The sequence below is a fragment of the Siminovitchia acidinfaciens genome, assembly GCF_003605385.1.
GTDB classification, from domain to species: Bacteria; Bacillota; Bacilli; order Bacillales; family Bacillaceae_C; genus Siminovitchia; species Siminovitchia acidinfaciens.
This window is the reverse complement of the sequence record NZ_QYTV02000002.1, coordinates 594,672-618,424: the sequence shown is the minus strand read 5'-3', so window position 1 is coordinate 618,424 and position 23,753 is coordinate 594,672. Positions and strand designations below refer to the sequence as shown.

The following is a 23,753-nucleotide window of genomic DNA, read 5'->3' as shown; positions in this document are numbered from 1 at the left end:
ATAGTCTGGTGGCGATAGCGAAGAGGTCACACCCGTTCCCATCCCGAACACGGAAGTTAAGCTCTTCAGCGCCGATGGTAGTGAGGGGCTTCCCCTTGTGAGAGCAGGACGTCGCCAGGCAGATTATCTTTAACAGATAGCAGATGAAAACACAACATCCTATATTATGGAGGATTAGCTCAGCTGGGAGAGCACCTGCCTTACAAGCAGGGGGTCGGCGGTTCGAACCCGTCATCCTCCACCATAAATGCCGGCCTAGCTCAATTGGTAGAGCAACTGACTTGTAATCAGTAGGTTGGGGGTTCAAGTCCTCTGGCCGGCACCATTCTAAATTGTTTCTGTCTGATTATGTCGAGTGACTGGAAACTTAATTTCGAAAAGAGCCATTAGCTCAGTTGGTAGAGCATCTGACTTTTAATCAGAGGGTCGCAGGTTCGAATCCTGCATGGCTCACCATTTTGCGGGTGTGGTGGAATTGGCAGACACGCTAGACTTAGGATCTAGTGCCGTAAGGCGTGGGGGTTCGACTCCCTTCACCCGCATATTAAGCGGAAGTAGTTCAGTGGTAGAACACCACCTTGCCAAGGTGGGGGTCGCGGGTTCGAACCCCGTCTTCCGCTCTTTACTTTGCCGGGGTGGCGGAACTGGCAGACGCACAGGACTTAAAATCCTGCGGTAGGTAACTACCGTACCGGTTCGATTCCGGTCCTCGGCATTTCAAAAATTTGCGCCCGTAGCTCAATTGGATAGAGCGTCTGACTACGGATCAGAAGGCTATGGGTTCGACTCCTGTCGGGCGCGTTACATAATATTAACGGGAAGTAGCTCAGCTTGGTAGAGCACTTGGTTTGGGACCAAGGGGCCGCAGGTTCAAATCCTGTCTTCCCGACCACTTTTTAACTAACAATGGGGCCTTAGCTCAGCTGGGAGAGCGCCTGCTTTGCACGCAGGAGGTCAGCGGTTCGATCCCGCTAGGCTCCACCAATTTAATATACTAAGTAATATGTGGGCGGCGTAGCTCAGCTGGCTAGAGCGTACGGTTCATACCCGTGAGGTCGTGGGTTCGATCCCCTCCGCCGCTACCATACCTTTTGTAGGACCTTTAGCTCAGTTGGTTAGAGCAGACGGCTCATAACCGTCCGGTCGTAGGTTCGAGTCCTACAAGGTCCACCATTTTACTTTCACTTTCACTTTCATTGGAGGAATACCCAAGTCTGGCTGAAGGGATCGGTCTTGAAAACCGACAGGCGGGTTAAACCGCGCGGGGGTTCGAATCCCTCTTCCTCCGCCATCTTAATTCTATCGTCGCGGGATGGAGCAGTTCGGTAGCTCGTCGGGCTCATAACCCGAAGGTCGCAGGTTCAAATCCTGCTCCCGCAATATAATATGGTCCCGTGGTGTAGCGGTTAACATGCCTGCCTGTCACGCAGGAGATCGCGGGTTCGATTCCCGTCGGGACCGCCATTTTTATTAACAAAGCAGCCGAACAATTATTCTGCTGAGACTGTTATAAAACTTCTCATAGCTTAACTATATAAGGCTCAGTAGCTCAGTCGGTAGAGCAAAGGACTGAAAATCCTTGTGTCGGCGGTTCGATTCCGTCCTGAGCCACCATTAAGGCGTTCAAACAACGGCACTGCATGGCGGCTATGGCGAAGTGGTTAACGCATCGGATTGTGGCTCCGACATCGTGGGTTCGATTCCCACTAGTCGCCCCATTAAATAACCATGCGGGTGTAGTTTAGTGGTAAAACTACAGCCTTCCAAGCTGTTGTCGTGGGTTCGATTCCCATCACCCGCTCCAAATATATTTTTCAATGGGCCTATAGCTCAGCTGGTTAGAGCGCACGCCTGATAAGCGTGAGGTCGGTGGTTCGAGTCCACTTAGGCCCACCATTCCGCAGTAGCTCAGTGGTAGAGCTATCGGCTGTTAACCGATCGGTCGTAGGTTCGAATCCTACCTGCGGAGTTTTAATCTCTATGCCTTAAAAGTTTTCACTCTATTGACCGTAAGCAGTATTATGAAAATTATAGTGGGGAAGTACTCAAGAGGCTGAAGAGGCGCCCCTGCTAAGGGCGTAGGTCGTGTAAGCGGCGCGAGGGTTCAAATCCCTCCTTCTCCGCCATATATTATGGCCCCTTGGTCAAGCGGTTAAGACACCGCCCTTTCACGGCGGTAACACGGGTTCGAATCCCGTAGGGGTCATCCTAATCAAAAATCCATTCCTAACGGAATGGATTTTTTGTGCTTTATTTAGGAAATGATAAGCTGGGTGTCAAAGCCGGTTCTTCGCATGCAGTGAAGAATAGGTTTCTCTTTTAATAGAAATCATTATTGCTCTTTTTTTCTGTCTACATATCCATCCGTATACTTATATGGGAGGTCGCCAAAAGTAGTGTCAGTACCCGCTTCATCCAGAAGATCCTCATATTCACGTTCTTTTTCAGTTTGAAGAACTTCACTTTCACTTGCGGTAATGTCATTGCCCGTAAACATTTCATATTCCTCTGTAAAGCCGTCCGATATTTCGTCATCGTAAAGGTCTCCATAGCTGTCATAGTCACCTTCAAAATCAGATGGTGTTTCTGAGGTCCCAAATTTCGCTACTTCCTGGAAACTGTCGTGATAATCCCGTATGCCTTCTTCTTTGTGGCGGCCGGCAAAAGAATTATCATAAGCAGGTTTTAAATAATCCTCCTCGTTAGGCCGATCATCAGGTATTGATTGCTCAAGAGTATGCTCCATACACGTGGTAGTATATGGAATAGCTTCTAGGCGATCGTAGGGGATATCCTTCCCACATACTTTGCATTGGCCGTAGGTTCCATTCTCCATTAAGGATAGTGCTGCCTCAACCTTTCCAAGTTGATCTTCTTCGTGAACCGACAGGGCCATATCTTTTTCCCTCTCATACAGCTCAGTCCCCAAGTCGGCAGGATGATTGTCATAAGAAGAGAGTTCCGTGCTCTCCTTTTCGGTCTCATGTTCCAAAATCCCGTCCTCTGCATCTATCGTGCCCTGCAAGTTATACTTTTCTTCGATAAGCATTTCCTTTAATTTATTTAATTGACGATCAGTCAGCATGATGTCAGTCACTCCCTTTACTGTTTAAGTTTAGTATGAGCTTTTTCAGAGTAAAAATGACGTAGTACTTATTTTCCTTTATTTCAGTTAAAGTAAACATGGGCGCGGGATATAAAAAAACACGCCCAGATTTTACTGGACGTGTACAGTTATTTTATGAGGTTACTGATCAGGAAGCTGATAGCCATCAAAAATCCAAAAATTGTATTCGTCTGGGCTGTAGCTTTCATTGCCGGCATCATTTGAATAGGTTCTGTCTTTCCGATAAAACCTTTTACTGCACTGAATGCCTTCGGTAAACTGGCGAAAGTAATAAGAAGCCAAGGAGATATGGATAAAAATAATATCAAGGCTAAAATTATCAAATATGAGACAATGAACATCGCTGCCAATAATTGTATTGCTTTTTTACGGCCTAGAAGGATTGCTACTGTTTTCCTTCCGTTTTTCTTGTCACCGTCCAAATCACGAATATTGTTGGCTAACATTATAGATCCAATCAAAATAGAAATCGGGATGGAAGCTAGTACACTAATTGTCTCTATTTTCCCTGCTTGGATAAAGTAGGCTATTTGGGTAATCACAAATCCCATGAAAAATCCGGAAGTGATTTCTCCAAATGGAGTGTATGCAATCGGAATGGGACCTCCAGTGTAAAAATAACCTGCAGCCATGCAGACAAGTCCGATGACAGCTAGCCACCAGCTGCTATTGGCAGAAATATAAATTCCAAGAAGCAGGGCAACTGCTAGAAAAGCAAACCCCAAGCCTAGGACAGTCCCTGGTTTGACCCCATCCCGAACAATAGCTCCTCCAATGCCAACTGAGTGCTTTGTATCGAGCCCCCTGGCGAAGTCATAGTATTCGTTGAACATATTTGTTGCTGCTTGGATCAGAAGGCTTGCAATCAGCATCGAAGCAAAAAGAAGCCAATGTAAAGGGTACTGCTTTGCAGCCAAGACTGTTCCGAGCAGTACTGGGACAAACGCAGCTGTCAATGTATGCGGGCGAGTCAAACGCCACCAAATCCGCCAGCCTTTTTCTGATGGGACGGCAGACTGAGCATGAAAATTCATAAAATTTCTCTCCCTTAACATATTCACCTAATAAAGTGTAGAGAATGAATGATAAAGTGTCAATCCTTTTCGAAGCAAACATGAAAGTTTCATGAACAAGAAGAGCTGTTTTACTACATTTAGTGCCTCCCTTCATATATAATAAGGTAAGAGATATCGAAAAAGCGCAAGCGCCTTGCTTAGCGTGGGCAAACAAGACAATTCCCAAGAAGGCAGTTCTTTAAGCTAGCAGCTTACTTGAAAGCATCTTGAAAAACGTCTTTGAAAATGCCCCATCCAGCTTTGCGACGAGCTGAACAACACTTTTTCAAATAAGCTATGGCGCAGGAGCACTCTTGTTTCGTTGTGTGACCTAGAGGGACTAGGCGCTGGGCCGCTCCAATCGCCACATCCTGTGGCTTCGGCAGGCTCAGGACGCGACATCCTGTCCGTCGGAGCTGGACAAAGAAAAGCTTCTTTTGAATAAAGCTTTTCTTTTAAGTTATACTTTCTTTACTTATAAGATAAGCCTATCGCTTTAGGAGAGATTTATATTGATTAATTCACCGTACCAAACAAAGCAGATAAATACCTTAAAGCATAAAGACGCCAAAACCAATAAAGTTTTGGTAAGTTTTACAAAAAAGGTGAAAAAGGTTGATCCTGTTGCCTTCTATCAAATAAATAAGCCTGCTTATGACGGAGAACGGTTTTTTTGGACAAGTCCCGATGATCATACGGCTATTGTCGGTGTGGGCCATCTCCATACGTTCTTTAATAGAAGAGCAGATGACCGTTTCAGCCAAATCGAAGCAGAGTGGAATGAATTGCTTGCTTCCGCAGTCATTAATAACCCCTTTCAAGCTCCGGGAACGGGACCGCTTTTGTTTGGCGGTTTTTCTTTTGACCCTTATAGCGTGAAAGAGGAAAAGTGGGGGCCATTTGGTGACGCTTTGTTTTATTTGCCTGAATATATGCTGACAATTACTGGGGAAGACTGTTATTTGACAGTAAACCTTTTTGAGAGTGAAGAAATGCTCCCCCACTCAAATCAGGTGAAAAAATCTTTTGATCTTTTAATTGACAATGTCAAGCGTTCCGAAATAACTTCACCGAACTTGGTGAACAAAGAAGAGCTTTCTGTTCCCGAGTGGCTTAAGTCAGTCTCAGAAGTGATAGACGAACTTAAGACTTCAGGTACTGTCGACAAGGTTGTTTTATCCAGGGAGTTAAAGTTAAGTTTCTCTGAGCCCTTGTTAACAGACTATGTTTTGGAGCAGCTTAATACCCAGCAGCAGGACAGCTTTATTTTTATGTTGGAAACTTCAGATGGGAGCTTTGCCGGGGCATCTCCTGAAAGGCTTGTAAAAAAGATGAATGATCAGGTTTTATCAACAAGCTTGGCAGGTTCAATCGGCAGGAGTGATAATCCTAAAAGAGATAAAGAACTGGGTAACATGCTGTTAAATGATGAAAAAAATCTATTTGAACATGCCTTGGTCGTTGAGATGATCAAGAAAGCATTAGAGCCGTATTGTGAGGAGCTGGACATTCCAAATGAGCCTGTGCTTTTGAAGACGCCATATATACAGCATTTATATACACCAGTATGTGGAGTGTCCAAGCCGGGCACGTCAATTTTCCATCTCGTTGGAGAGCTTCACCCGACACCGGCACTAGGCGGCGTACCAACAGACAGGGCAATGCAAATAATTAGAGATAAAGAAAAAATGGACAGAGGTTTTTATGCTTCACCTATCGGTTGGACTGATTTTCAAGGAAATGGAGAATTTATTGTTGCTATTCGTTCAGGCTTGCTCAAAGGTAAACAATCCTATTTATATGCCGGATGCGGGTTAGTTGCCGATTCAGATCCAAGTGATGAATTAAAAGAAACGAGTATCAAATTTCAACCGATGTTGCAGGCAATAGGAGGAAAGAGTGAATGAACTGGCAAGAAACATTGACGGAATATGCAGCCGGCTTCATTGAAGGGCTGGCCCGGGCCGGGGTAAAAGAAGTTGTTATAAGCCCCGGATCCAGGTCTACCCCGCTGGCCATGTTATTTGTTGAGCATAAAGACATCCAAGTATATATGAATATCGACGAACGTTCGGCCGCTTTTTTTGCACTGGGCCTGGCAAAAGCCTCAGGCAGACCGGTTGCCATTCTTTGCACATCAGGAACTGCTGCAGCCAATTATTTTCCTGCGGTCATTGAAGCCAGTCTTTCAAGGGTTCCGTTAATTATTCTAACTGCTGACCGTCCCCATGAGCTGAGGGATGTAGGCGCACCCCAAGCAATCGACCAGCTTCATTTATTTGGGAGATATGTAAGGTGGTTTGCAGACATGGCTTTGCCTGAATGTGGACAAGAAATGATAAAATATGCAAAGACTTCCGCGATACGTGCGGCATCCGTGTCCAATGGCCTTCTTCCGGGACCAGTACATGTCAACTTCCCGTTAAGGGAGCCGCTTGTACCAAGATTACAGCCAACGCCATTTGAATATGTTACGGATAATACCCTTCCCCTGGTGGCTGAAGGGCATTTGAACATTCCGGTTGAAATATACAAAGAGATTTCTACAAAGTGTTCGATGGCTAAAAGAGGGTTGATTGTTTGTGGAAATATAGATAAAAACGAATTTCCTGAAGCAGTGCTTTCTCTTGCAAAAAAACTGGGCTATCCGATCCTGGCTGATCCTCTTTCCCAGCTGAGAAGCGGTCTTTTTGAGAAAGATATGGTCATCGACTCCTACGATGCTATTCTTAAATCCAAGGAAGCCAAGGAGAAGCTCAAACCGGAGCTTGTCATTCAATTTGGCGGGCAGCCTGTATCCAAGCCGCTTTCATTGTTTTTGAAAGGCATTGAAGAGTCGGCTGAACATCTGATCATCGACGGTGGAGGCGGCTGGCGTGACCCTAACCGCATCAGCACACAAATGATTCACTGTGATGAGACTACTTTCTGCCGCGATCTGCAGACACTGGCGGAAGAAAAAAACGATGAAACATGGAAAAACTTATGGTTTGGCGCGAATCGACGGGCAAAAAATGTGATCAAATCTTACATCCAGACAATATCCGACATTGAAGAAGGAAAGGCCGTATCCATAATTTGTGAAACATTGCCCCCCGAAAGTACGGTTTTTATCGGGAATAGCATGCCAATAAGGGACATGGATACGTTTTTTCACACAAACGAAAATAATATTCGGCTGATGGCAAACCGCGGGGCAAACGGAATTGATGGTGTTGTTTCAAGTGCTCTCGGAGCCGCCGTACATCACCGGCCGCTCTTTCTTTTAATAGGAGACTTATCATTCTTTCACGACATGAATGGTCTTCTTGCTGCCAAGATGCACAAAATCAATATCAATATTATTTTATTGAACAATGATGGAGGGGGCATCTTCTCCCACTTGCCGCAAGCGGAAGAAGGGGAGACCTTCGAGTTGGTTTTCGGAACACCGACTGGCTTAAATTTTGAGCATGCTGCCATGTTATATAACGCTCAATATACGAAAGTCCTGGATTGGGAAGATTTGCAGGTTTCCATAAGGGAGGCCGCTTCCAACGAAGGTCTGAACATTATTGAGATCCCAACAGACCGGGCAAATAATTTACAGGTTCATCGTGAATTATGGGAACAGGTTTCCCGGGAAATAAACAATTATCTCCAAAGTGATGAACAATGCTGATAACTGTCGATGGTGTTTTACACAATGTGGAAATATATGGTAAAAGGAGCGCCCCATCGGTTATTCTTCTACACGGATTCACTGGGGACCACACCACTTGGAAAGGTTTGGGACAAACGTTAGAAGATTCGTTTCATGTGATAGCCATTGATTTGCTTGGTCATGGGAAAACGGTCACGCCGGAATTTCCTGAACGCTATGAGATGAAAAGGGCTGCAAAAGATATCATTCATATTATGGATCAACTTCAAATAAACAGTGCCCATCTTCTTGGCTATTCGATGGGTGGAAGGCTTGCTCTTGGTGTTGCAATGATATTTCCAGAGAGAATCAAAAGCCTGTTGCTTGAAAGTTCGTCCCCAGGTCTGAAGACGGAAAAGGAAAAAGAAGTAAGGATTAAAAGCGACGAGTCTCTTGCCGCTAAAATTTTAGACAAAGGCATTGAAAGATTTGTCAATTACTGGGGAAACATTCCTCTTTTTCAAACGCAGAAGAATCTTCCTGTGGATGTACAGAATCAAATACGGGCGCAGCGACTGAAAAATGATCCTATTGGGCTGGCAAACAGTTTAAAAGGCTTTGGAACGGGGAGGCAGCCTTCCTGGTGGCAAAGATTAAATGAACTTAAGCTGCCGGTTTTGCTGATCTGCGGAGAGTTGGATGAAAAGTTTTGTAAAATTGCTCAAGAAATGAATCAACTGCTCCCAGAATCCACATTGATGGAGATTAAAAAAGCAGGGCATGCGATACACGTGGAAGAACCGGAGATATTTGATACAATAGTGAAGGAGTTTCTGATGAAACAGGAACAATTATCTTGAAGGAGGTTCCTTTATGGCAATCAACTGGACGAAAGAAAGAGAATATGAAGATATTTTATATGAGACGTATAATGGAATTGCAAAAGTGACGATTAACAGGCCGGAGGTACATAATGCATTTCGACCTAAAACTGTCATGGAATTGATTGATGCTTTTGCCTACGCGCGAGATGATGAGAATGTTGGCGTCATCGTTCTTACAGGTGCTGGCGGCAGAGCATTCTGCTCAGGCGGAGACCAATCAGTCAGAGGGCACGGCGGTTATGTCGGAGAAGACAATATCCCTCGTTTAAACGTATTGGATTTGCAAAGATTGATCAGGGTCATTCCAAAACCAGTTGTGGCCATGGTAGCTGGCTATGCCATTGGGGGCGGACATGTTCTGCATGTTGTCTGTGACTTGACTATTGCAGCGGATAACGCAGTATTCGGTCAAACCGGACCAAAGGTCGGAAGCTTCGATGCTGGCTATGGTTCCGGATATTTAGCCCGTATCGTCGGACATAAGAAAGCAAAAGAAATTTGGTTCCTTTGCCGCCAGTACAATGCACAGGAAGCTCTAGATATGGGATTGGTCAATACAGTCGTACCGCTAGACCAGCTCGAGGAGGAAACAGTGAAATGGTGTGAGGAAATGCTTGAAAAAAGCCCAACAGCCCTTCGCTTCCTCAAAGCGGCATTCAATGCTGATACAGACGGTCTTGCCGGTATTCAGCAGATGGCTGGAGATGCAACATTGCTTTACTATACGACAGACGAAGCAAAAGAGGGACGGGACGCGTTTAAAGAGAAGCGCAAGCCTGATTTTGGACAGTTCCCTCGTTTCCCTTAAAAGAAGCGGAAGCGCCTGTTAAGTCCCGACAAGCACAAGACGATTCCCGAGGAGGCAGTTCTTAAGCCACCACAGGGAAGCTACTGACCTCAATCACATCATGTGATGCATCATCGAATATGCATCATGCAGCTTTGCGACGAGGTGAACAGTCACTTCCTCGAATATGCTTTGCCGCAGGAGCACATACTTCCATGAATAGTCTTCTTTGCAGGCTTGTGACCTCTAGGGGCTAGGCTAGGCGCTGAAGGCAGGCTCAGTCAGCGACGTCCTGTCGCTTCGCCTGCACTAGCACATCCTGTGCGTCGCTGGACAGAGAAAAGCGCAAGGTCCGTTGCATCGGGATGGCTTCTTGTTCGTCGAAGCAATACAGAGTATATATTTCCTCAAAAGACCTGGTGGTGATCCATCGGGTCTTTTTTAAGAATAAACAGCGAGGAGTCTTTCAGATGGAAACTACCACTCCAAATTGGCTGAAGAAAAGGGCCGATTTGTCACCGGAACGTACTGCTCTCGTTTTCAATAATGAATCTTGGACATTTAAAGAGATGTACATGATGGCAGAAAAGTCAGCAGGAAAAATTGCCGGACTTTTACAAAAGGAAAAGAAACGAGCAGCTATTCTACTGAAAAATAAGCCTGAGACAATTTGGTTTATCCATGGTCTTCAGTTGCTAGGAATCCAGACCGTATTTTTAAACAGCAGGCTGACTGCAGGTGAGTTATTGTTTCAAATCCAAGACAGTGAAGCGGACCTGCTGATTTATGATGAGGATTATTCCAAAACTGCAGATGACCTGAATAGATTATATGCTGAATTACAGATGATCTCTGTCAAAAAATTACTTGAAGGGCCTGTATCAGAACCTGAAATCCAAAAAGAATTCGCATTTAATGAGGTTTGTTCCATCATGTACACATCAGGAACAACCGGAAAGCCCAAAGGGGTCTTGCAAACATACGGAAATCATTGGTGGAGCGCTTCTGGATCGGTTTTGAATATTGGGCTGCAAGAGAATGATTCATGGCTTTGTACTGTACCAATTTTCCATATAAGCGGGTTTTCAATTTTGATGAGAAGTGTTATTTACGGGATACCTGTCATTTTAATGGAAAAATTTGATGAGAGCGCCGTAAACAGGCTATTAAAATCTGGAGAAGTCACAATCATGTCGGCAGTCAGTTCTATGTTAAGCAGAATGCTGGTGGAATTGGGCGAAGGAAATTATCACCCGCATTTTCGTTGTATGCTTGTTGGAGGCGGGCCTGTACCAAAGCCTCTCCTTGAATCATGCAAGGAGAGAGATATCCCGGTATTTCAAACCTACGGGATGACGGAAACCTCATCCCAGATTGTCACTTTGTCACCCGAGGATAGTTTACGGAAGCTTGGATCTGCTGGTAAGTCCTTGTTTCCTTCCCAAATAAAAATTATGAGGGAGCAAAAAGAAGCGGGGGCGAATGAAGAAGGAGAAATATTTGTAAAAGGGCCTAATGTTACGCTAGGTTATCTAAAAAGGGAAGAGGCAAACAGGGACTCATTCAAAGACGGCTGGTTTTCTACTGGGGATTTGGGATATAAGGATGAAGAAGGGTATGTGTTTATCCTTGACCGCCGTTCCGACTTGATTATTTCAGGTGGGGAAAACGTGTATCCTGCCGAAATAGAAGAGGTTCTTTTAAGTCATGAATCGGTGCTGGAAGCGGGTGTGACAGGAATTGCCAATCCGAAATGGGGCCAGGTTCCATACGGATTTATTGTGGCGGAAAAGCCTGTTACTGAAGAAGAAATAATTAGCTTCTGCAGGGAAAGGCTTGCAGCATTCAAGGTTCCCCAAAAAATCATTCAAATCGAACAAATGCCACGCAATGGTGCAGGCAAATTGATGCGCAGACATTTGACTTCATTGCTAACTTGATACTCAATCCATTCATAAATGAGCAAGCTGAATAATTTCAGTGGGGTACTAACTATCAAAGGCCGAGTGCATTTCTGCTACGGCTGACATTCATCCCACACTTCAAAGAGTGGACGGGGAATTTGAAAAAAATGAAAGCGAGGATCAGCCAACAGGCTTCCTCGCTTTTCTTGCGTGTATAGCGTATAAAATTCTACAAATGTGGATAATGTTTTCTTGTCTAGCTCCAGCGCCTATCGACTAGCAGACTTCGCGCCTCTAGTGCTCCTGCGCCATAGTTGATTCGAAGAAGCTTTGTTCAGCTCGTCGCAAAGCCCAGGATGTTTCTCGAAGAAGCAGCTTGCCTACGATAAGTCAACATCGGCTCCGACGGACAGGACGTCCTAGTGCCACCGAAGCCACAGGATGTGGCGGTCTGAGGCGGCCTTCGTCGCCGTGTTTCCTTTATCTCGTTGGAGGCACTCTTGTCTAGCTGCAACGCCTAGCCCCTCGAGGTCACAAGCCAATTCCCTGTGGTGGCTGAGGTACTGCCTCCTCGGGAATCGTCTTGTGCTTTTCGGGGCTGATCAAGGCGTTTCCGCATTTCGGCTCAGTCTGTACGTCGATGAACAGGCGCTTGCGCTTTTCTTGTTTATTTTTGTACAAAGGTTTGGCAATCAGTTTCCCGTTGAGTATCGGCTTCCTTCCCAGTATGGCTCACTATATAGATCTGGTCCGCTGCACACTGGTTGCCTTTTTGCCAAAAATGACAATTTTTCACTTCACAAAGTACGTCTTCAGCCATTCAGTATCACTCCTTGTAAGTTGATACATGAATAGTTTTAACGCTAAAGATGTTCATATGAGAGGAAAGAACCGTCAAATCTGGCTATTTTTTCTCTGGGACATGGTCAATTCCACCAGGGTGGAACGGATGACATTTAACGATCCGTTTAAGCGTCAGCCATCCTCCGCGAATGGCCCCGAACCTCCGAATGGCTTCAAGTCCATAACTCGAACAGGTTGGGTAAAATCTGCACGTTGGAGGCTTTAACGGAGATATGAACTTTTGATAAAAACGGATAAGTAAAATGAAAATTTGCTTCATTGATGGTCGCTTCTTTCCAAATTAGATCAAGGTGTCCGGTTTTCATTTATAGGATTATTTTTATCGTCATTTGGAATTGGATCGACTGAGTGTTTGACTGAATATGCTTTAGAAGTAACCAAAGCGGTCACGAGGACGACAACGATGCAAATAATGACGGATAGTATCATAACAAGTTTCATCAGTTATTTTCTCCCTTCTTGCTTGAGCCTATTGTAGCATAGTTTTCAATACAAAAGGGGAGCATATATATGTTTGTCTTGTTAAAAATAGGGTAAAGTAATTGGAGGAGGATTGATAAATATGCCAACGGAAAAAGAACAATTAATTGAGCTTGTAAATAAGCAGGTGGCAAACTGGACAGTACTTTTTACAAAGCTACATAATTTTCATTGGTATGTAAAAGGGCCAAACTTCTTTACGTTGCACGCAAAGTTTGAGGAACTTTACAACGAAGCAGCCCTGCATGTTGATGAACTGGCAGAAAGGCTTTTGGCATTGGGAGGAGAACCGGTTGCTACTCTAAGGGAGTCGCTTGAGCTTGCAAGCGTCAAGGAAGCAGAGGCTGAAAAATCAGCGGAGCAGATGGTTCAGGCTACGGTTAATGATTTTGAGACTCTGACGGCTGAGTTGAAGAAAGGAATCGAATTCGCCGATCAATCCGGAGATGAAACAACTGGGGATATGCTGTTATCTATCCATCAGAGTCTGGAAAAGCACATTTGGATGCTGAATGCCTTTTTGGGTGAGAAAGTTCAATAATGTAAAATGAATTTTGAAAGATTGCCACTTTTACGGGCAGATCGGACAGTCTTTCTATTCATGGCCACTGCCCAATTTCAGCCCGGTATTATATTCCGGTCAAGGGGTCGCATTAAACCGCCAAAAATGAAAGGCTGTCCAGAAAGTCTGCGAAAACGCCTTTTGGACAGCCTCATTAAATTTGATCAATTATGTAGCTTTTAGTGAAGATGTCTATAGAACGAAGCTCCGTCTTGCTTCCTGCCTTCAATTTGCGCAAATTTCCCTTTTAAAGTTTCCATCATGTAAAGTCTGATGAAGTATTGTAGTTCATATTCGTTCATGTCCTTTACAATTTCCAATAGGTCTTCATGATCGTAACCTTCAAGCACCGCAAAGGTGATCATATCTAAATCCTCTTCATCACCAGTAAGTTTATCGCGATACATTTCAAACAATTCATCGATGAGTTTCATTCGGTTAACTCCTTTTCACAAAATACGTTTTTCTTTAGCTTATTATATATATACCCGTAAATGGTATGAACAATCAAATATAAGTGACAATTATCTATTAAGAATAAAATAAGCTGCTCCAACTCAAAATATACATATAAATTCATTAAAGGAGCCACTTGCTTTGGAACAACAAAAGAAAACATATTATATCTCGGTCGGAGCTGGAGAAATCATGTCTACCCCTTCGGCATCCCCCTGGGAGTTTAAAATTGAAGCAAATGATGATGAAATCACCATACTGCGCGAAATATTCGATTCCAACCAAGACAATAGCATAGACGATTTTTTAAGGGCACATGTTCCTTTTGTAGAGTACTCTCATGATCCAACCAATGATCAGCATGATCAAAATCTAATAAGGACTTACAGTATGATTTACGAACTTGGTGATCAGGAAGCCCGGGAACATATAAAAAGCATGGGAATCCTTAACGATTTTAAAAGCGAATAAGCTGCATTATTTGAGTCGGCTGGCATCTATAGTATAGTAAAAACGTTGGATGGAGTTTCCAACGTTTTTCATTTTACTACATTTTATAAAAGGAAGACACGAAATGATGCTTAAATTTTTTGATGTGAATCAAAATGAAGTGCATTTGGCTTTTAAAAAGAATGCCTTTTCTATAATGCCTGGTCACGTGCTGGTCATTTGCAGATATAAAAACCAATGGCTGTTGACAAAACATGCTGAACGCGGCTTGGAATTTCCAGGAGGCAAGGTGGAAAAGGGGGAGTCTATGGAAGAAGCGGCAATAAGAGAGGTTCTAGAGGAAACAGGTGGAATCGCGGAGGTCAAGGATTATTTAGGAGAATATAAAGTTTTTGATCCGAAAAATCCTTTTGTCAAAGCAATCCTGTTTGCCGAAGTTATCCAATTGGAGAAAAAAGACACTTACTTTGAGACAAATGGTCCAGCGTTACTGGATGGAGACCTCATCTGCCGCCTTCACGATGATGATTTCAGTTTTATTATGAAAGATGAAGTGGTTGCGGCAGCATTGCATAAAGCGATGGAAATGAATCTTTATTAGGAAAGACGCGGTCGTAATTCACGTACCTTCCTCACTCGTAACGTTTGATAGACGCACAAAGCAGGTGGGACACCTTGTTTCCACCCGCTTCACCTTTACGGACCACTAGATAGCACTCCTCAAAGTTTATCTTTAATGATTTTCCTTTCAAGCCACTCGACAAGCTGATACATGATTGTCGCAAAGATGACAATCAGGAAAAGTGCCAGCATAACCAGGGTGAAATTAAATACCTGGAACCCATAGATAATCATATAGCCAAGTCCTTTAGCTGACACAAGAAATTCGCCGACGATGACACCGACCCATGATAAACCGACATTTACTTTTAAAGTGGAAATGATAGTCGGAAAGGAAGCCGGCAAAATGGCGTTCTGAAATGATTGCCGTTTTGTAGCACCGAATGTACGCAAAACCTTTACGTAATTTTCATCGACATCACGAAAAGCGGTATAGACGACAATCGTTGTGATGATGATGGAAATAATTGCTCCCATGGCAATGATCGATGTGAAACCCGGGCCAAGTCCAACGATTAAAATTGGTCCTAGCGCGACTTTCGGCATGGCGTTCAGGATAACAAGATATGGATCAAGTACTTTGGAAACAAATGGCGACCACCAAAGAATCGCTGCCAAAATCGTTCCGAGAAGCGTACCCAGAATAAACCCCATCACTGTTTCAAATACAGTGACACTTAGGTGTGCGAACAGAGATCCATCAGAGATCTTTTCGATGAGGAGGCCCCAAACCTTGGAAGGATAGCTAAAAATGAGAGGATCAATCCATTTGCCGCGGCTCGCCATCTCCCAAGAGCTGAAAAACAGAGTGACGATCAGCAGCTGGTAGAAAAGAATCCAGCGTTTTTCTCCGGCAAGCTTCTGTTTGTATTGCGAGTGAAGGAGATTTGGATCATTTGCTTTCTTCAAGTGTCTCCAGCTCCCTCCAGATGATGCTGAATAATTCAGAGTATGCATCTTTGCTGCGGACTTCGAAAGGCGTCTGTCTGCGTAATTCGTCAGGAACGGTAAACACTTTGTGGAGCCGGCCCGGGTTGGCGGCAAACAGCAGAATCCTGTCACTCATCGAAATTGCCTCACCAAGATCATGTGTGACGAGGACGGCGGTCTTTTTATATGCCTTTAATATTTCAAAAACAAGGTCTTCAAGATTTAATTTTGTTTGGTAGTCGAGAGCAGAAAAGGGTTCATCCAATAACAACAGCTTAGGGTTGACTGCCATCGTACGTGCCAAGGCTGCACGTTGGCGCATTCCCCCTGAAAGCTGGCGTGGAAATTGTTTTTCCACGCCTTTCAATCCGATTTTTTGAAGAAACTGCAAGGCGCTTTCTTTTGTATCATCATTAAGCTGCCGATTCAATTTCAGCCCAATCAGAACATTTTCCTCGATTGTCTTCCAAGGAAATAAATAATCCTGCTGAAGCATATAGCCAATCACATTATTTTGCAAATCAGGAGGCTGGCCGTCAATTTTAACTGTACCGTCACTTGGCGCCAGTAATCCCGACAAGATGGACAGCAAGGTTGTTTTGCCACAACCTGATGGACCGATGAGAGAAATGAATTCGCCTTCTTCAATGGAAAATGACACGTCTTTCAAAGCGGTTGTGACTGATGATAAAGAGAAATAATGGTGCCCGATATTTTCAGCTGTTAGAAAACTCATAATGTTTCCGGCCTCCTTTACTGTATTTCCAAGCCGCCTCTGGAATGAACTTACTTTTTCATCACCTTTTCTACAATTTCTGTATTTACAAGTTTGTTGTAATCCACTCTTTCAGGAAGCTCACCGGCTTCTTCCATGATGTTTTGAAGATTCTCCCAGCCGTCTTCCGTTAATGTCATTTTTTCTGCAAAAGAGCCTTGGTTCTTATATCGTTCTATAACAATGGCTAATGTTTCCAAATCAGAGTCTTCAAAGTACGGTTGAACGACTTCAGCAATCTCTTCTCCGCTGCTTTTTTCTACCCATTGCTGTGCTTTATAGAGGGCGCGGACAAACTTCTCAACTGTCTCACCATTTTTCTTTATATAGCTTTCTTTTGCCATGAACGTTGTATATGGAACATGGCCTGACTCTTCTCCAAATGAAGCGACAATGTGGCCTTTTCCTTCTTTTTCAAAGACAGAAGCTGTTGGCTCAAACAATTGAACATAGTCACCGGTGCCGGATGCGAAAGAATTGGCGATGTTTGCGAAGTCGATGTTCTGAATCAATTCGAGATCGTTCTGAGGGTCAATCCCATGTTTTTTCAGAACAAACTCGCCGACCATTTGCGGCATTCCGCCTTTCCGCTGTCCGAGGAATGTCGATCCTTTCAATTGATCCCAATCAAATTGATCATTTTTTTCACGGGATACGAGGAATGTTCCGTCAGTTTGCGTCAACTGGGCGAAATTGATGACCGGGTCGCTGGCCCCCTGAGCGTATACGTAAATGGACGTTTCCGAACCGACTAACGCAATATCGGCAGCGTCAGATAAAAGGGCTGTCATCGTTTTATCGCCGCCCCAGGTCGTTTTTAAGTCGACATCCAAACCTTCTTCTTTAAAGTATCCTTTGGCCAGGGCAACATATTGAGGAGTATAAAAAACAGAACGCGTTACTTCTGCCAGCTTCACTTTTTTCACTTCTTCCTTCTGTGAACAGGCAGTTGAAAAAATCAACAGGAAAGCAGCAGCCGCCAACAGAGCTATCTTAATCCAAGCTTTCATTCATGTACCTCCTGTCAAGTCTTGCAGGACTTTAGTAAATTGGGCTAACATATCGTATGTAGGGCCCAGAAATATGTGATTATTTTTGACAAGGGAGCAAAACACTTATGGAAAAACCACAAATCTTGGAGAAATTCCCGTTTCCATCACCAAATCCCAATGTAAATATGTACCTTATAACTTATTTATCCGCCGGCTTGAGAGTGAAAGGCCTTTTGGCTGAACCGGCTCATACAGGCATGTACGAAGGAATGCTTTATTTAAGGGGAGGAATTAAGAACGTCGGAATGGTTAGGGCGGCAAGAATCGGACAGTTCGCTTCCGAAGGATTTATCGTATTCGCTCCATATTATCGAGGGAATAGAGGCGGTGAAGGGAATGAAGACTTTGCAGGCGAGGATCGGAAGGATGCTTTTTCGGCATATGAATTGTTAAGAAGCCATCCCTCCGTCGTTAGCAGCCGCATTCATATATTCGGATTTTCACGAGGCGGTGTAATGGCACTTTTAACCGGCATTAAATACGGAGATGCAGCATCCGTTGTTGTGTGGGGAGGAGTATCCGATATGGCACTTACCTATGTGGAACGGAAGGATTTAAGAAGAATGATGAAGCGGGTGATCGGAGGGTCTCCGAAAACCGCTGTTGATGAATTCGAATACCGCACGCCTCTTTATCAGCTGGAGGATTTGAACCCACCTGTATTGATTATCCATGGTTTGCGTGACGAAAATGTTTCGGTAGAGCATGCTTACCGTCTTGAAAAAAGACTTACTGCACTTCGGAAGCCAGTGGAAACTTGGTATTTTGAACACGTCAATCACTATTTTCCGCCGAATCTTAACAGGCAGGTTGTTCATGATGTTTGCACATGGATGAAAAAAACGCAAAAATAAAACCTTCCTTCCATTGAATGGTTGGCATTCTCTGGAGGGAAGGTTTTTTAACATAAGGTTAATAGAAAAGACTAGGTACATCATAGAACTTAGCTCATTTTCTGTCAGCATCTCTTCAACAATGACGGGCCGTCAGCTGCTCATCTTCTATATAAAACGGCAGCGATAAATTACCAAATAGAATGGCTGATGTCACTGAGGTAGAGATCATTCCATAAACAGACATCACCAAATCTCTTTTTTAAAAAATATAAAGGCCCTATAAAATTCATTTCTATTAGGACTTCCAATACTTTAAGTTCAGCTGAATATTGACTGTATCTGCACAGGAAAATTAAAATGATTCCATTTATTTAGGTAACATTTAATTTTCTAAAAACAACTTGACAGTTGTAAATGAATTCTTTAACATTATAAGTGCAAGGGGGTCATCAAGATGAATGAAACCTCAACAGAGATAGAAATCAGAACTTTAAAAAGAGACATTGCCCAAGTGTACAATCGGGTCAATCAGGAATTTTATGCTACTGGGGTCCGGAGCCAAAGGGTAGATGTTCATGATGACAGGGTTATTATCTTTGCAAAACATAAGCGCGTTACGGCTTTTAAAGCTTTGAGCAAAAATTTTTGGGAGCTGACAACGTATGCCGATGCGGCATTGATTGTCGAGTTTAAGATTAAGCTCAAAAAGATAGTGGAAGACGTAACCGGCATGAAAGTCATATCTGTTTTGAAAGACTATGATCCGGATTCAGAAGATGCAGTTTGTGTCGTCATATTCGACGGGAAAATCATATAAGAGAAGCGATTTAGTAAATATCTAGAGCACTCTGGAATGAAAGCGCAAGTCCGTTTTTATTCAAGACTGTATTGAAACGGTTACATAAGTCTCTGTTGAACGGAGATTATTTGAACCGCAGATTCAGTATATTCCTAAGTTTTGAGGGAGTATTTTGAATCTGCGGTTTTTTATATAAAAAATTATTAAATTAATGATTTTCAGGACTACTATGACTGTCCAGCGTCCTAGCCCCTCGGGGTCACAAGCCAGCAAGGAAGAAGTGCTCCTGCGGCACGGCCTATTGAGAGAAGCCATGGAGCATCATAGCAAAGCTGCATGAGGCATATTCGATGATGATTCGCATGATGTAATTAAAGTCAGTAGCTTGGCTGAAGAACTGCTCCTCGGGAATCATCTTGTGCTTGTCGGGCTAATCAAGGCGCTTGCGCTTTTCTTTATAAGGAGGTGAACCGAGCACTCTCGTCTTAAACTGTCAATTCTATTAAGCTAGCATTTTGCATATGAATGATTTTGAAGGGAGAGAAAAAAATGGATTTAATTTTAAAAAATGCACTAATCCCGCAGGGAGATAGAAAGGTAAAAACAAACATACTCGTTGACGATGGAAAAATTGTCGGGTTCACTTCAGCATTAAACGGTTTATCCGCTGACAGGGTTATTGATATGAAAGAGAATTTAGTTGTTCCAGGGTGCATTGACCCGCATACCCACTTTATGGATCCAGGTTTCACACATCGTGAAACATTTACAACGGGCACAAGATCTGCTGCTGCTGGAGGAGTGACCACTCATATTGATATGCCATGCTGCAGTAAGCCCTCCGTACGCGATGCCGAAAGCTTCCATAAAAAACTTGCCCCGTTGAAAGATCAGGCCTACATAGACTTTGCTTTCTGGGGAGGAATGACAGGAGAAGATGTTAGGGAAGGGCTGCTTGACAATATCCAGCCGCAAATAGATGAAGGCGTTGTTGCTTTTAAAGTGTATATGACTCCGTCAGTACCTACATTCCCTAAGGTGTCAGACGCAGAGATGCTTGAGATTTTCAGTCATATCGCTCCAACAGGAATGCCGATTGGCGTCCATGCGGAAAATTATGATATATGTACTTTTTATTCCGAAAAGCTTAAAAAGGAAGGGCGTCTTGACGGTCCGGCATGGGCGGAAGCTAGAATGGCGCTTGCAGAAAAAGCTGCGATACAGCTCATTATCAGTTTTGCTGAGGCGACGGGTGCGCGAGTCCATGTTGTCCATATGAGTACAAAAGAAGGGGTTGAGCTTGTAAGAGCAGCCAAAAAGCGTGGGGTGAAAGTGACTGCGGAAACATGTCCGCATTACTTGATGCTTAACGCAGAAGATTCCATGTCTGAACGTGGCACATTTGCAAAGATAGCCCCTCCGCTCAGGGAAAAAGAGGACAATATCGTTCACTGGCAGGCATTGGCCGATGGCACAATCGACTTTGTCGGAACCGACCATGCCCCATATGAAATTCCGACAGAAAAGGATGCTCCTGATTCAACTATCTGGAACAGCTTCCCTGGTATTCCAGGAGTTGAAACAATGGTTCCGATTCTTGTCAGTGAAGGGTTGAATAAAGGGCGGCTGTCACTTTCCCGTTTCGTAGAAGTGACAAGCAGAAATGCAGCCATCCATTTCGGAATATATCCGAAAAAAGGCGCCATGGAGATTGGGAGTGATGCGGACTTCACAGTCATCGACTTGGAACGTGAATATACTATTGACGAGCAAAAGACGGAATCCATGGCAAAATATAACCCGCTTCACGGATTGAAGCTCAAAGGGAAGCCGATTCAGACAATAGTCCGCGGCAGGGTCGTCTACGATGAAGATAACGGAGGAATCATGGGCGAGGCCGGATATGGACAGTACGTGAAAAGACAGAGCATTCAAAGCCTGGAGCGCGTCATAAAATATGAAACATTCGAAGAAGGAGCCAAAGAGGCTGAAGCTAAGCCTCGTATGGAAAAAGCTTTAAAGAGAGACATGATTACAAACTAAGGGAGGAAGGTATATATGGCAAAGTTGAAAGGGGAAAAGCATGCGTTGGTCATCATTGACATGCTGAATGATTTTATTGGTGAAAAAGCCGTATTGCGGTGTGAGAACGGTGAAAAAATTGTTTCAAAAATTAGGGAAGCCATCGACTTTTGCCACGATAACGGTATTCAGGTCGTGCATGTCCAGGAAGCCCACCGTAAAAATGATGCGGATTTCAGGGTAAGACCAGTACATGCAATCAAGGGCACATGGGGATCGCAATTTATTGATGAACTGCAGCCTGAGGAGGACAAAGGCGACTATATCGTTCAAAAGCGGCGCCACAGCGCATTCAGCTATACTGACTTTGATCTGTTTTTAAGAGAAGAAAAAATTGATACGGTTGTCCTTACAGGCGTTTGGACGAATGTCTGTGTAAGAAGCACAGCATCGGATGCCTTATACCACGGATATAACGTCATTGCCCTGTCCGATGCAACAGCATCCCAGGATGAAGATATGCATCGCGGAGGACTTCGAGATATTGGAATTTTTGGTGAAGTGATGACTACGGATGAATATATGGATGCCGCTAAAGAAAAATTCTCCCAGGATGCGCAAACAGTCTAAATGAGAATTATCGTCGGCATAACGGGAGCGAGCGGATCATTGTATGGATATACATTGATCCGTGCGCTTCATCAATTGGGAATTGAAACCCACGTAGTTGCAACCGAAACGGGAGTAAAGGTTATGCAATTTGAATGCGGCGTAAAAGTGGAAGATTTAAAAGAGTATGCTGTAGTCCATCATAATCAAAATTTGTTTGCTTCGATTGCGAGCGGCTCTTTTAAGACTGATGGGATGGTCATAGTGCCTTGCTCAATGAACTCTTTAGGGGCAATCGCGAATGGAGTGGGGGATTCACTGTTAACCAGGGCGGCGAGCGTTGTCATGAAAGAAAGGCGAAATCTTGTAATCGTTCCGAGAGAAGCCCCTTTTCATGTGATTCATTTACGGAACATGACAACCTTGGCTGAAGCGGGGGTTTCAATTTTACCGGCGAGCCCGGGCTTTTATCACCATCCAACGGAAATTTGGGAGCTGGTGAATTTTATTGTAGCCCGTATATTGGATGAATTGGATATCGAACACGAATTGATGGAGAGATGGGGTGAAAAGAATGAATCCCCTTAATATGAGAGAGCTGCTTGCAGATTGGGACAAGCGTGGATTGATGTATCGGATAAGTAAAGAAGTTAGCCCCGAATACGAATTGGGAGCTGTTGTAAGAGCACTGAAAGGGGAGCAGCCTGTCCTGTTTGAAAATGTTCAGGGGTATACTGTTCCGATGGCTGCCGGTCTTGGTGGCAACCGTAAACTAATGGCTGACAGCATGGGACTCGATGAAAATGAATTGCTTCCAAAGATGGTCGATGCGATTATCAATCCGATTCCGACAAATATGGTGCCTACCGGCCCCGTCCATGAAAATGTCATCTTACCTCCATTTGATTTGGACGACTTTTTTCCAATACCTACCTTTCACACGGAAGACTGCGGAGCTTACTATGTATCCGGAGTACTTGTTGTCAAAGATCTGGAAGGGAAAAAAAGGTATACCTCTATTCGAAGAATGAAATTCATTGGGGGAAATAAAACGAATATTGTGATCACATCCCCTGAGCTGAATCGGCAATTTGCGTACTTCGAAGAAAGAGGGGAACCCATGGAAATTGCCGTCATGTTTGGAGTGGTTCCGGCAGTGGTGCTGGCATCACAGTTCAGCACCCATTTATTTCATGCGGATAAATTGGATGTATCCGGTGCACTTCTTGGTCAGCCGCTGGATGTCGTTCAATGCAAGACAGTGGATATTGAAGTGCTTGCGGAAGCCGAAATCGTTTTGGAAGGGAAAATACTTCCGCATGAACGGGATCAAGAAGGAGCTTTCGGAGAGCTCGGCGGCTATTATGGCGGAAATGAGCTTCAGCCTATTGTAGAAATGACGGCCATCACCTACCGCAACAATCCAATTTCCCAAACCATTTTCCCCTCAAGCTCTGAAGAAAGATTACCGATGTGTCTTGTCCGTGAAATGACGTTATTAAGCACAGTCAGACAAACGGTTGAAAATGTAAAAGCTGTCCATGTTCCAATGGCTGCCGCTGCACGACTTCATGCGGTCATTCAAATCGAGAAGAGGACGGAAGGCGATGCCAAACAGGCTGCCTTGGCTGCATTTGCCAGCGATAAAGATTTGAAGCATGTCGTCGTAGTGGATGACGATGTCGATATTTTTAACCCTGAGGATGTCGAGTGGGCGATTGCAACTCGCTGCCAGGCTGATAAGGATGTCTTTATTATCCCGGGCGCCAAGGGTTCTCCCTTGGAATCATCACATAACTTAAGAGGCATAACTGCGAAAATGGGGATAGATGCAACATACCCGCTCTCCGAAAAAGAGATGTTCAGAAGAACATCTGTCCCTATAGAGATTGATTTAAACGATTATATATAAGAGGAG

23 protein-coding genes, 21 tRNA genes and 1 rRNA gene are annotated in these 23,753 nt (G+C 44.1%); 36 read left to right on the top strand and 9 right to left on the bottom strand.

Annotation, left to right across the window (positions count from 1 at the left end):
* The first annotated feature begins 4 nt into the window (after positions 1-4).
* The 22 genes from rrf (at position 5) to D4T97_RS07175 (ending at position 2,206) form a co-directional block, all read left to right on the top strand.
* A 5S ribosomal RNA gene (gene rrf / locus D4T97_RS07280) occupies positions 5-120 on the top strand.
* A 48-nt stretch (positions 121-168) separates the two neighbouring features.
* Positions 169-244: transfer RNA gene (locus D4T97_RS07275), tRNA-Val, on the top strand.
* Positions 245-249: 5 nt separating this feature from the next.
* Positions 250-325, top strand: a tRNA-Thr gene (locus tag D4T97_RS07270).
* Positions 326-380: 55 nt separating this feature from the next.
* Positions 381-456, top strand: a tRNA-Lys gene (locus D4T97_RS07265).
* Between the two features lie 4 nt (positions 457-460).
* Positions 461-542 (top strand) — tRNA-Leu (locus D4T97_RS07260).
* 6 nt (positions 543-548) lie between these two features.
* Positions 549-620, top strand: a tRNA-Gly gene (locus D4T97_RS07255).
* Between the two features lie 9 nt (positions 621-629).
* Positions 630-715, top strand: a tRNA-Leu gene (locus tag D4T97_RS07250).
* A gap of 12 nt (positions 716-727) precedes the next feature.
* Positions 728-801: transfer RNA gene (locus D4T97_RS07245), tRNA-Arg, on the top strand.
* Positions 802-815: 14 nt separating this feature from the next.
* A tRNA-Pro gene (locus D4T97_RS07240) sits at positions 816-892 on the top strand.
* A 16-nt stretch (positions 893-908) separates the two neighbouring features.
* Positions 909-984: transfer RNA gene (locus D4T97_RS07235), tRNA-Ala, on the top strand.
* A gap of 24 nt (positions 985-1,008) precedes the next feature.
* Positions 1,009-1,085: transfer RNA gene (locus D4T97_RS07230), tRNA-Met, on the top strand.
* Between the two features lie 11 nt (positions 1,086-1,096).
* Positions 1,097-1,173 (top strand) — tRNA-Ile (locus tag D4T97_RS07225).
* Positions 1,174-1,198: 25 nt separating this feature from the next.
* A tRNA-Ser gene (locus tag D4T97_RS07220) sits at positions 1,199-1,291 on the top strand.
* Between the two features lie 15 nt (positions 1,292-1,306).
* Positions 1,307-1,380: transfer RNA gene (locus tag D4T97_RS07215), tRNA-Met, on the top strand.
* An 8-nt stretch (positions 1,381-1,388) separates the two neighbouring features.
* Positions 1,389-1,464 (top strand) — tRNA-Asp (locus D4T97_RS07210).
* A gap of 74 nt (positions 1,465-1,538) precedes the next feature.
* A tRNA-Phe gene (locus tag D4T97_RS07205) sits at positions 1,539-1,614 on the top strand.
* Between the two features lie 29 nt (positions 1,615-1,643).
* Positions 1,644-1,718: transfer RNA gene (locus D4T97_RS07200), tRNA-His, on the top strand.
* Positions 1,719-1,730: 12 nt separating this feature from the next.
* Positions 1,731-1,804 (top strand) — tRNA-Gly (locus D4T97_RS07195).
* A gap of 15 nt (positions 1,805-1,819) precedes the next feature.
* A tRNA-Ile gene (locus tag D4T97_RS07190) sits at positions 1,820-1,896 on the top strand.
* 1 nt (position 1,897) lies between these two features.
* Positions 1,898-1,969: transfer RNA gene (locus tag D4T97_RS07185), tRNA-Asn, on the top strand.
* A 66-nt stretch (positions 1,970-2,035) separates the two neighbouring features.
* A tRNA-Ser gene (locus D4T97_RS07180) sits at positions 2,036-2,126 on the top strand.
* Between the two features lie 8 nt (positions 2,127-2,134).
* A tRNA-Glu gene (locus tag D4T97_RS07175) sits at positions 2,135-2,206 on the top strand.
* 126 nt (positions 2,207-2,332) lie between these two features.
* On the opposite strand, the gene D4T97_RS07170 is transcribed toward D4T97_RS07175, so the two are convergent.
* Both D4T97_RS07170 and D4T97_RS07165 read right to left on the bottom strand, forming a co-directional pair.
* Complete coding sequence (locus tag D4T97_RS07170; RefSeq protein ID WP_126049127.1) at positions 2,333-3,085, bottom strand: TraR/DksA C4-type zinc finger protein; 753 nt, start codon at positions 3,083-3,085, stop codon at positions 2,333-2,335.
* A gap of 149 nt (positions 3,086-3,234) precedes the next feature.
* Entirely contained in the window at positions 3,235-4,161 is a 927-nt protein-coding gene (locus D4T97_RS07165; RefSeq protein WP_126049125.1) for a 1,4-dihydroxy-2-naphthoate polyprenyltransferase, read from the bottom strand.
* Positions 4,162-4,694: 533 nt separating this feature from the next.
* Here D4T97_RS07165 and D4T97_RS07160 point away from each other — a divergent pair.
* The 5 genes from D4T97_RS07160 to D4T97_RS07140 all read left to right on the top strand — a co-directional run bounded on the left by D4T97_RS07160 (position 4,695) and on the right by D4T97_RS07140 (position 11,415).
* The gene (locus tag D4T97_RS07160) at positions 4,695-6,089 is read left to right on the top strand and encodes an isochorismate synthase (protein WP_164525499.1); all 1,395 of its coding nucleotides are present in this window, start codon (positions 4,695-4,697) and stop codon (positions 6,087-6,089) included.
* Complete coding sequence (menD, locus tag D4T97_RS07155) at positions 6,086-7,843, top strand: 2-succinyl-5-enolpyruvyl-6-hydroxy-3-cyclohexene-1-carboxylic-acid synthase (protein WP_126049121.1); 1,758 nt, start codon at positions 6,086-6,088, stop codon at positions 7,841-7,843. Before D4T97_RS07160 ends, menD begins: the two co-directional genes overlap by 4 nt.
* Complete coding sequence (gene menH / locus D4T97_RS07150) at positions 7,837-8,664, top strand: 2-succinyl-6-hydroxy-2,4-cyclohexadiene-1-carboxylate synthase (protein ID WP_126049119.1); 828 nt, start codon at positions 7,837-7,839, stop codon at positions 8,662-8,664. Before menD ends, menH begins: the two co-directional genes overlap by 7 nt.
* Before the next feature lie 13 nt (positions 8,665-8,677).
* Positions 8,678-9,496, top strand: coding sequence for a 1,4-dihydroxy-2-naphthoyl-CoA synthase (gene menB, locus D4T97_RS07145; protein ID WP_126049117.1), 819 nt, complete (start codon positions 8,678-8,680; stop codon positions 9,494-9,496).
* 449 nt (positions 9,497-9,945) lie between these two features.
* The gene (locus D4T97_RS07140) at positions 9,946-11,415 is read left to right on the top strand and encodes an o-succinylbenzoate--CoA ligase (protein WP_126049115.1); all 1,470 of its coding nucleotides are present in this window, start codon (positions 9,946-9,948) and stop codon (positions 11,413-11,415) included.
* A gap of 631 nt (positions 11,416-12,046) precedes the next feature.
* Here D4T97_RS07140 and D4T97_RS07135 read toward each other — a convergent pair.
* The 3 genes from D4T97_RS07135 to ytzI form a co-directional block, all read right to left on the bottom strand.
* Entirely contained in the window at positions 12,047-12,199 is a 153-nt protein-coding gene (locus D4T97_RS07135; RefSeq protein ID WP_126049113.1) for a DUF1540 domain-containing protein, read from the bottom strand.
* An 84-nt stretch (positions 12,200-12,283) separates the two neighbouring features.
* Positions 12,284-12,502: a membrane protein insertion efficiency factor YidD gene (gene yidD / locus D4T97_RS07130; protein WP_126049111.1), complete on the bottom strand. Its 219-nt coding sequence runs from the start codon at positions 12,500-12,502 to the stop codon at positions 12,284-12,286.
* Between the two features lie 26 nt (positions 12,503-12,528).
* Positions 12,529-12,684, bottom strand: a complete 156-nt coding sequence (gene ytzI / locus D4T97_RS07125) for a YtzI protein (RefSeq protein WP_126049109.1) — start codon at positions 12,682-12,684, stop codon at positions 12,529-12,531.
* A 121-nt stretch (positions 12,685-12,805) separates the two neighbouring features.
* Here ytzI and D4T97_RS07120 point away from each other — a divergent pair, with 121 nt between their 5' ends.
* The gene (locus D4T97_RS07120; protein WP_126049107.1) at positions 12,806-13,264 is read left to right on the top strand and encodes a Dps family protein; all 459 of its coding nucleotides are present in this window, start codon (positions 12,806-12,808) and stop codon (positions 13,262-13,264) included.
* 200 nt (positions 13,265-13,464) lie between these two features.
* On the opposite strand, the gene D4T97_RS07115 is transcribed toward D4T97_RS07120, so the two are convergent.
* Positions 13,465-13,719, bottom strand: coding sequence for a DUF6154 family protein (locus D4T97_RS07115; protein ID WP_126049105.1), 255 nt, complete (start codon positions 13,717-13,719; stop codon positions 13,465-13,467).
* 163 nt (positions 13,720-13,882) lie between these two features.
* On the opposite strand from D4T97_RS07115, the gene D4T97_RS07110 reads away from it, so the two are divergent.
* Both D4T97_RS07110 and ytkD read left to right on the top strand, forming a co-directional pair.
* On the top strand, positions 13,883-14,212 hold the full coding sequence (locus D4T97_RS07110) for a hydrolase (protein ID WP_126049103.1): 330 nt from the start codon (positions 13,883-13,885) through the stop codon (positions 14,210-14,212).
* Between the two features lie 106 nt (positions 14,213-14,318).
* Positions 14,319-14,792, top strand: coding sequence for an RNA deprotection pyrophosphohydrolase (ytkD, locus tag D4T97_RS07105; protein ID WP_126049217.1), 474 nt, complete (start codon positions 14,319-14,321; stop codon positions 14,790-14,792).
* A gap of 119 nt (positions 14,793-14,911) precedes the next feature.
* Here ytkD and D4T97_RS07100 read toward each other — a convergent pair whose 3' ends face one another.
* From D4T97_RS07100 to D4T97_RS07090, 3 genes are read right to left on the bottom strand one after another with little or no spacing between them, the layout of a single operon-like run.
* Positions 14,912-15,721, bottom strand: a complete 810-nt coding sequence (locus D4T97_RS07100) for an ABC transporter permease (protein WP_126049101.1) — start codon at positions 15,719-15,721, stop codon at positions 14,912-14,914.
* The gene (locus D4T97_RS07095) at positions 15,705-16,478 is read right to left on the bottom strand and encodes an ABC transporter ATP-binding protein (RefSeq protein ID WP_126049099.1); all 774 of its coding nucleotides are present in this window, start codon (positions 16,476-16,478) and stop codon (positions 15,705-15,707) included. Before D4T97_RS07095 ends, D4T97_RS07100 begins: the two co-directional genes overlap by 17 nt.
* 50 nt (positions 16,479-16,528) lie before the next feature.
* Positions 16,529-17,527 carry an ABC transporter substrate-binding protein gene (locus D4T97_RS07090; RefSeq protein WP_126049097.1) on the bottom strand — a complete coding sequence of 333 codons (999 nt, stop codon included), beginning with the start codon at positions 17,525-17,527 and terminating at the stop codon, positions 16,529-16,531.
* A 107-nt stretch (positions 17,528-17,634) separates the two neighbouring features.
* On the opposite strand from D4T97_RS07090, the gene D4T97_RS07085 reads away from it, so the two are divergent.
* The 6 genes from D4T97_RS07085 to D4T97_RS07060 all read left to right on the top strand — a co-directional run bounded on the left by D4T97_RS07085 (position 17,635) and on the right by D4T97_RS07060 (position 23,747).
* Positions 17,635-18,423, top strand: coding sequence for an alpha/beta hydrolase family protein (locus tag D4T97_RS07085; RefSeq protein ID WP_126049095.1), 789 nt, complete (start codon positions 17,635-17,637; stop codon positions 18,421-18,423).
* A gap of 436 nt (positions 18,424-18,859) precedes the next feature.
* Positions 18,860-19,222, top strand: coding sequence for a Na-translocating system protein MpsC family protein (locus tag D4T97_RS07080; RefSeq protein ID WP_126049093.1), 363 nt, complete (start codon positions 18,860-18,862; stop codon positions 19,220-19,222).
* A 531-nt stretch (positions 19,223-19,753) separates the two neighbouring features.
* On the top strand, positions 19,754-21,247 hold the full coding sequence (gene allB / locus D4T97_RS07075; protein ID WP_126049091.1) for an allantoinase AllB: 1,494 nt from the start codon (positions 19,754-19,756) through the stop codon (positions 21,245-21,247).
* Between the two features lie 15 nt (positions 21,248-21,262).
* A complete protein-coding gene (locus D4T97_RS07070) occupies positions 21,263-21,856 on the top strand; it encodes a cysteine hydrolase family protein (RefSeq protein ID WP_126049089.1) in 594 nt (197 codons plus the stop codon).
* Positions 21,857-22,423 (top strand): UbiX family flavin prenyltransferase, encoded by a 567-nt coding sequence (locus tag D4T97_RS07065; protein WP_126049087.1) that lies wholly within the window; start codon positions 21,857-21,859, stop codon positions 22,421-22,423.
* Complete coding sequence (locus tag D4T97_RS07060; RefSeq protein ID WP_126049085.1) at positions 22,410-23,747, top strand: UbiD family decarboxylase; 1,338 nt, start codon at positions 22,410-22,412, stop codon at positions 23,745-23,747. Before D4T97_RS07065 ends, D4T97_RS07060 begins: the two co-directional genes overlap by 14 nt.
* Positions 23,748-23,753 lie beyond the last annotated feature (6 nt).

Excerpts from the sequence above, each read along its gene's own strand:
- D4T97_RS07065 (WP_126049087.1), top strand. The coding sequence starts at position 21,857 with ATGAGAATTATCGTCGGCATAACGGGAGCGAGCGGATCATTGTATGGA.
- D4T97_RS07095 (WP_126049099.1), bottom strand. The coding sequence starts at position 16,478 with ATGAGTTTTCTAACAGCTGAAAATATCGGGCACCATTATTTCTCTTTA.
- menB (WP_126049117.1), top strand. The coding sequence starts at position 8,678 with ATGGCAATCAACTGGACGAAAGAAAGAGAATATGAAGATATTTTATAT.
- D4T97_RS07080 (WP_126049093.1), top strand. The coding sequence starts at position 18,860 with ATGAATGAAACCTCAACAGAGATAGAAATCAGAACTTTAAAAAGAGAC.
- allB (WP_126049091.1), top strand. The coding sequence starts at position 19,754 with ATGGATTTAATTTTAAAAAATGCACTAATCCCGCAGGGAGATAGAAAG.
- menD (WP_126049121.1), top strand. The coding sequence starts at position 6,086 with ATGAACTGGCAAGAAACATTGACGGAATATGCAGCCGGCTTCATTGAA.
- D4T97_RS07135 (WP_126049113.1), bottom strand. The coding sequence starts at position 12,199 with ATGGCTGAAGACGTACTTTGTGAAGTGAAAAATTGTCATTTTTGGCAA.
- D4T97_RS07060 (WP_126049085.1), top strand. The coding sequence starts at position 22,410 with ATGAATCCCCTTAATATGAGAGAGCTGCTTGCAGATTGGGACAAGCGT.
- yidD (WP_126049111.1), bottom strand. The coding sequence starts at position 12,502 with ATGAAGCAAATTTTCATTTTACTTATCCGTTTTTATCAAAAGTTCATA.
- D4T97_RS07140 (WP_126049115.1), top strand. The coding sequence starts at position 9,946 with ATGGAAACTACCACTCCAAATTGGCTGAAGAAAAGGGCCGATTTGTCA.
- D4T97_RS07090 (WP_126049097.1), bottom strand. The coding sequence starts at position 17,527 with ATGAAAGCTTGGATTAAGATAGCTCTGTTGGCGGCTGCTGCTTTCCTG.
- ytzI (WP_126049109.1), bottom strand. The coding sequence starts at position 12,684 with ATGAAACTTGTTATGATACTATCCGTCATTATTTGCATCGTTGTCGTC.
- D4T97_RS07115 (WP_126049105.1), bottom strand. The coding sequence starts at position 13,719 with ATGAAACTCATCGATGAATTGTTTGAAATGTATCGCGATAAACTTACT.
- D4T97_RS07170 (WP_126049127.1), bottom strand. The coding sequence starts at position 3,085 with ATGCTGACTGATCGTCAATTAAATAAATTAAAGGAAATGCTTATCGAA.
- D4T97_RS07120 (WP_126049107.1), top strand. The coding sequence starts at position 12,806 with ATGCCAACGGAAAAAGAACAATTAATTGAGCTTGTAAATAAGCAGGTG.
- D4T97_RS07070 (WP_126049089.1), top strand. The coding sequence starts at position 21,263 with ATGGCAAAGTTGAAAGGGGAAAAGCATGCGTTGGTCATCATTGACATG.
- D4T97_RS07085 (WP_126049095.1), top strand. The coding sequence starts at position 17,635 with ATGGAAAAACCACAAATCTTGGAGAAATTCCCGTTTCCATCACCAAAT.
- menH (WP_126049119.1), top strand. The coding sequence starts at position 7,837 with ATGCTGATAACTGTCGATGGTGTTTTACACAATGTGGAAATATATGGT.
- D4T97_RS07165 (WP_126049125.1), bottom strand. The coding sequence starts at position 4,161 with ATGAATTTTCATGCTCAGTCTGCCGTCCCATCAGAAAAAGGCTGGCGG.
- ytkD (WP_126049217.1), top strand. The coding sequence starts at position 14,319 with ATGCTTAAATTTTTTGATGTGAATCAAAATGAAGTGCATTTGGCTTTT.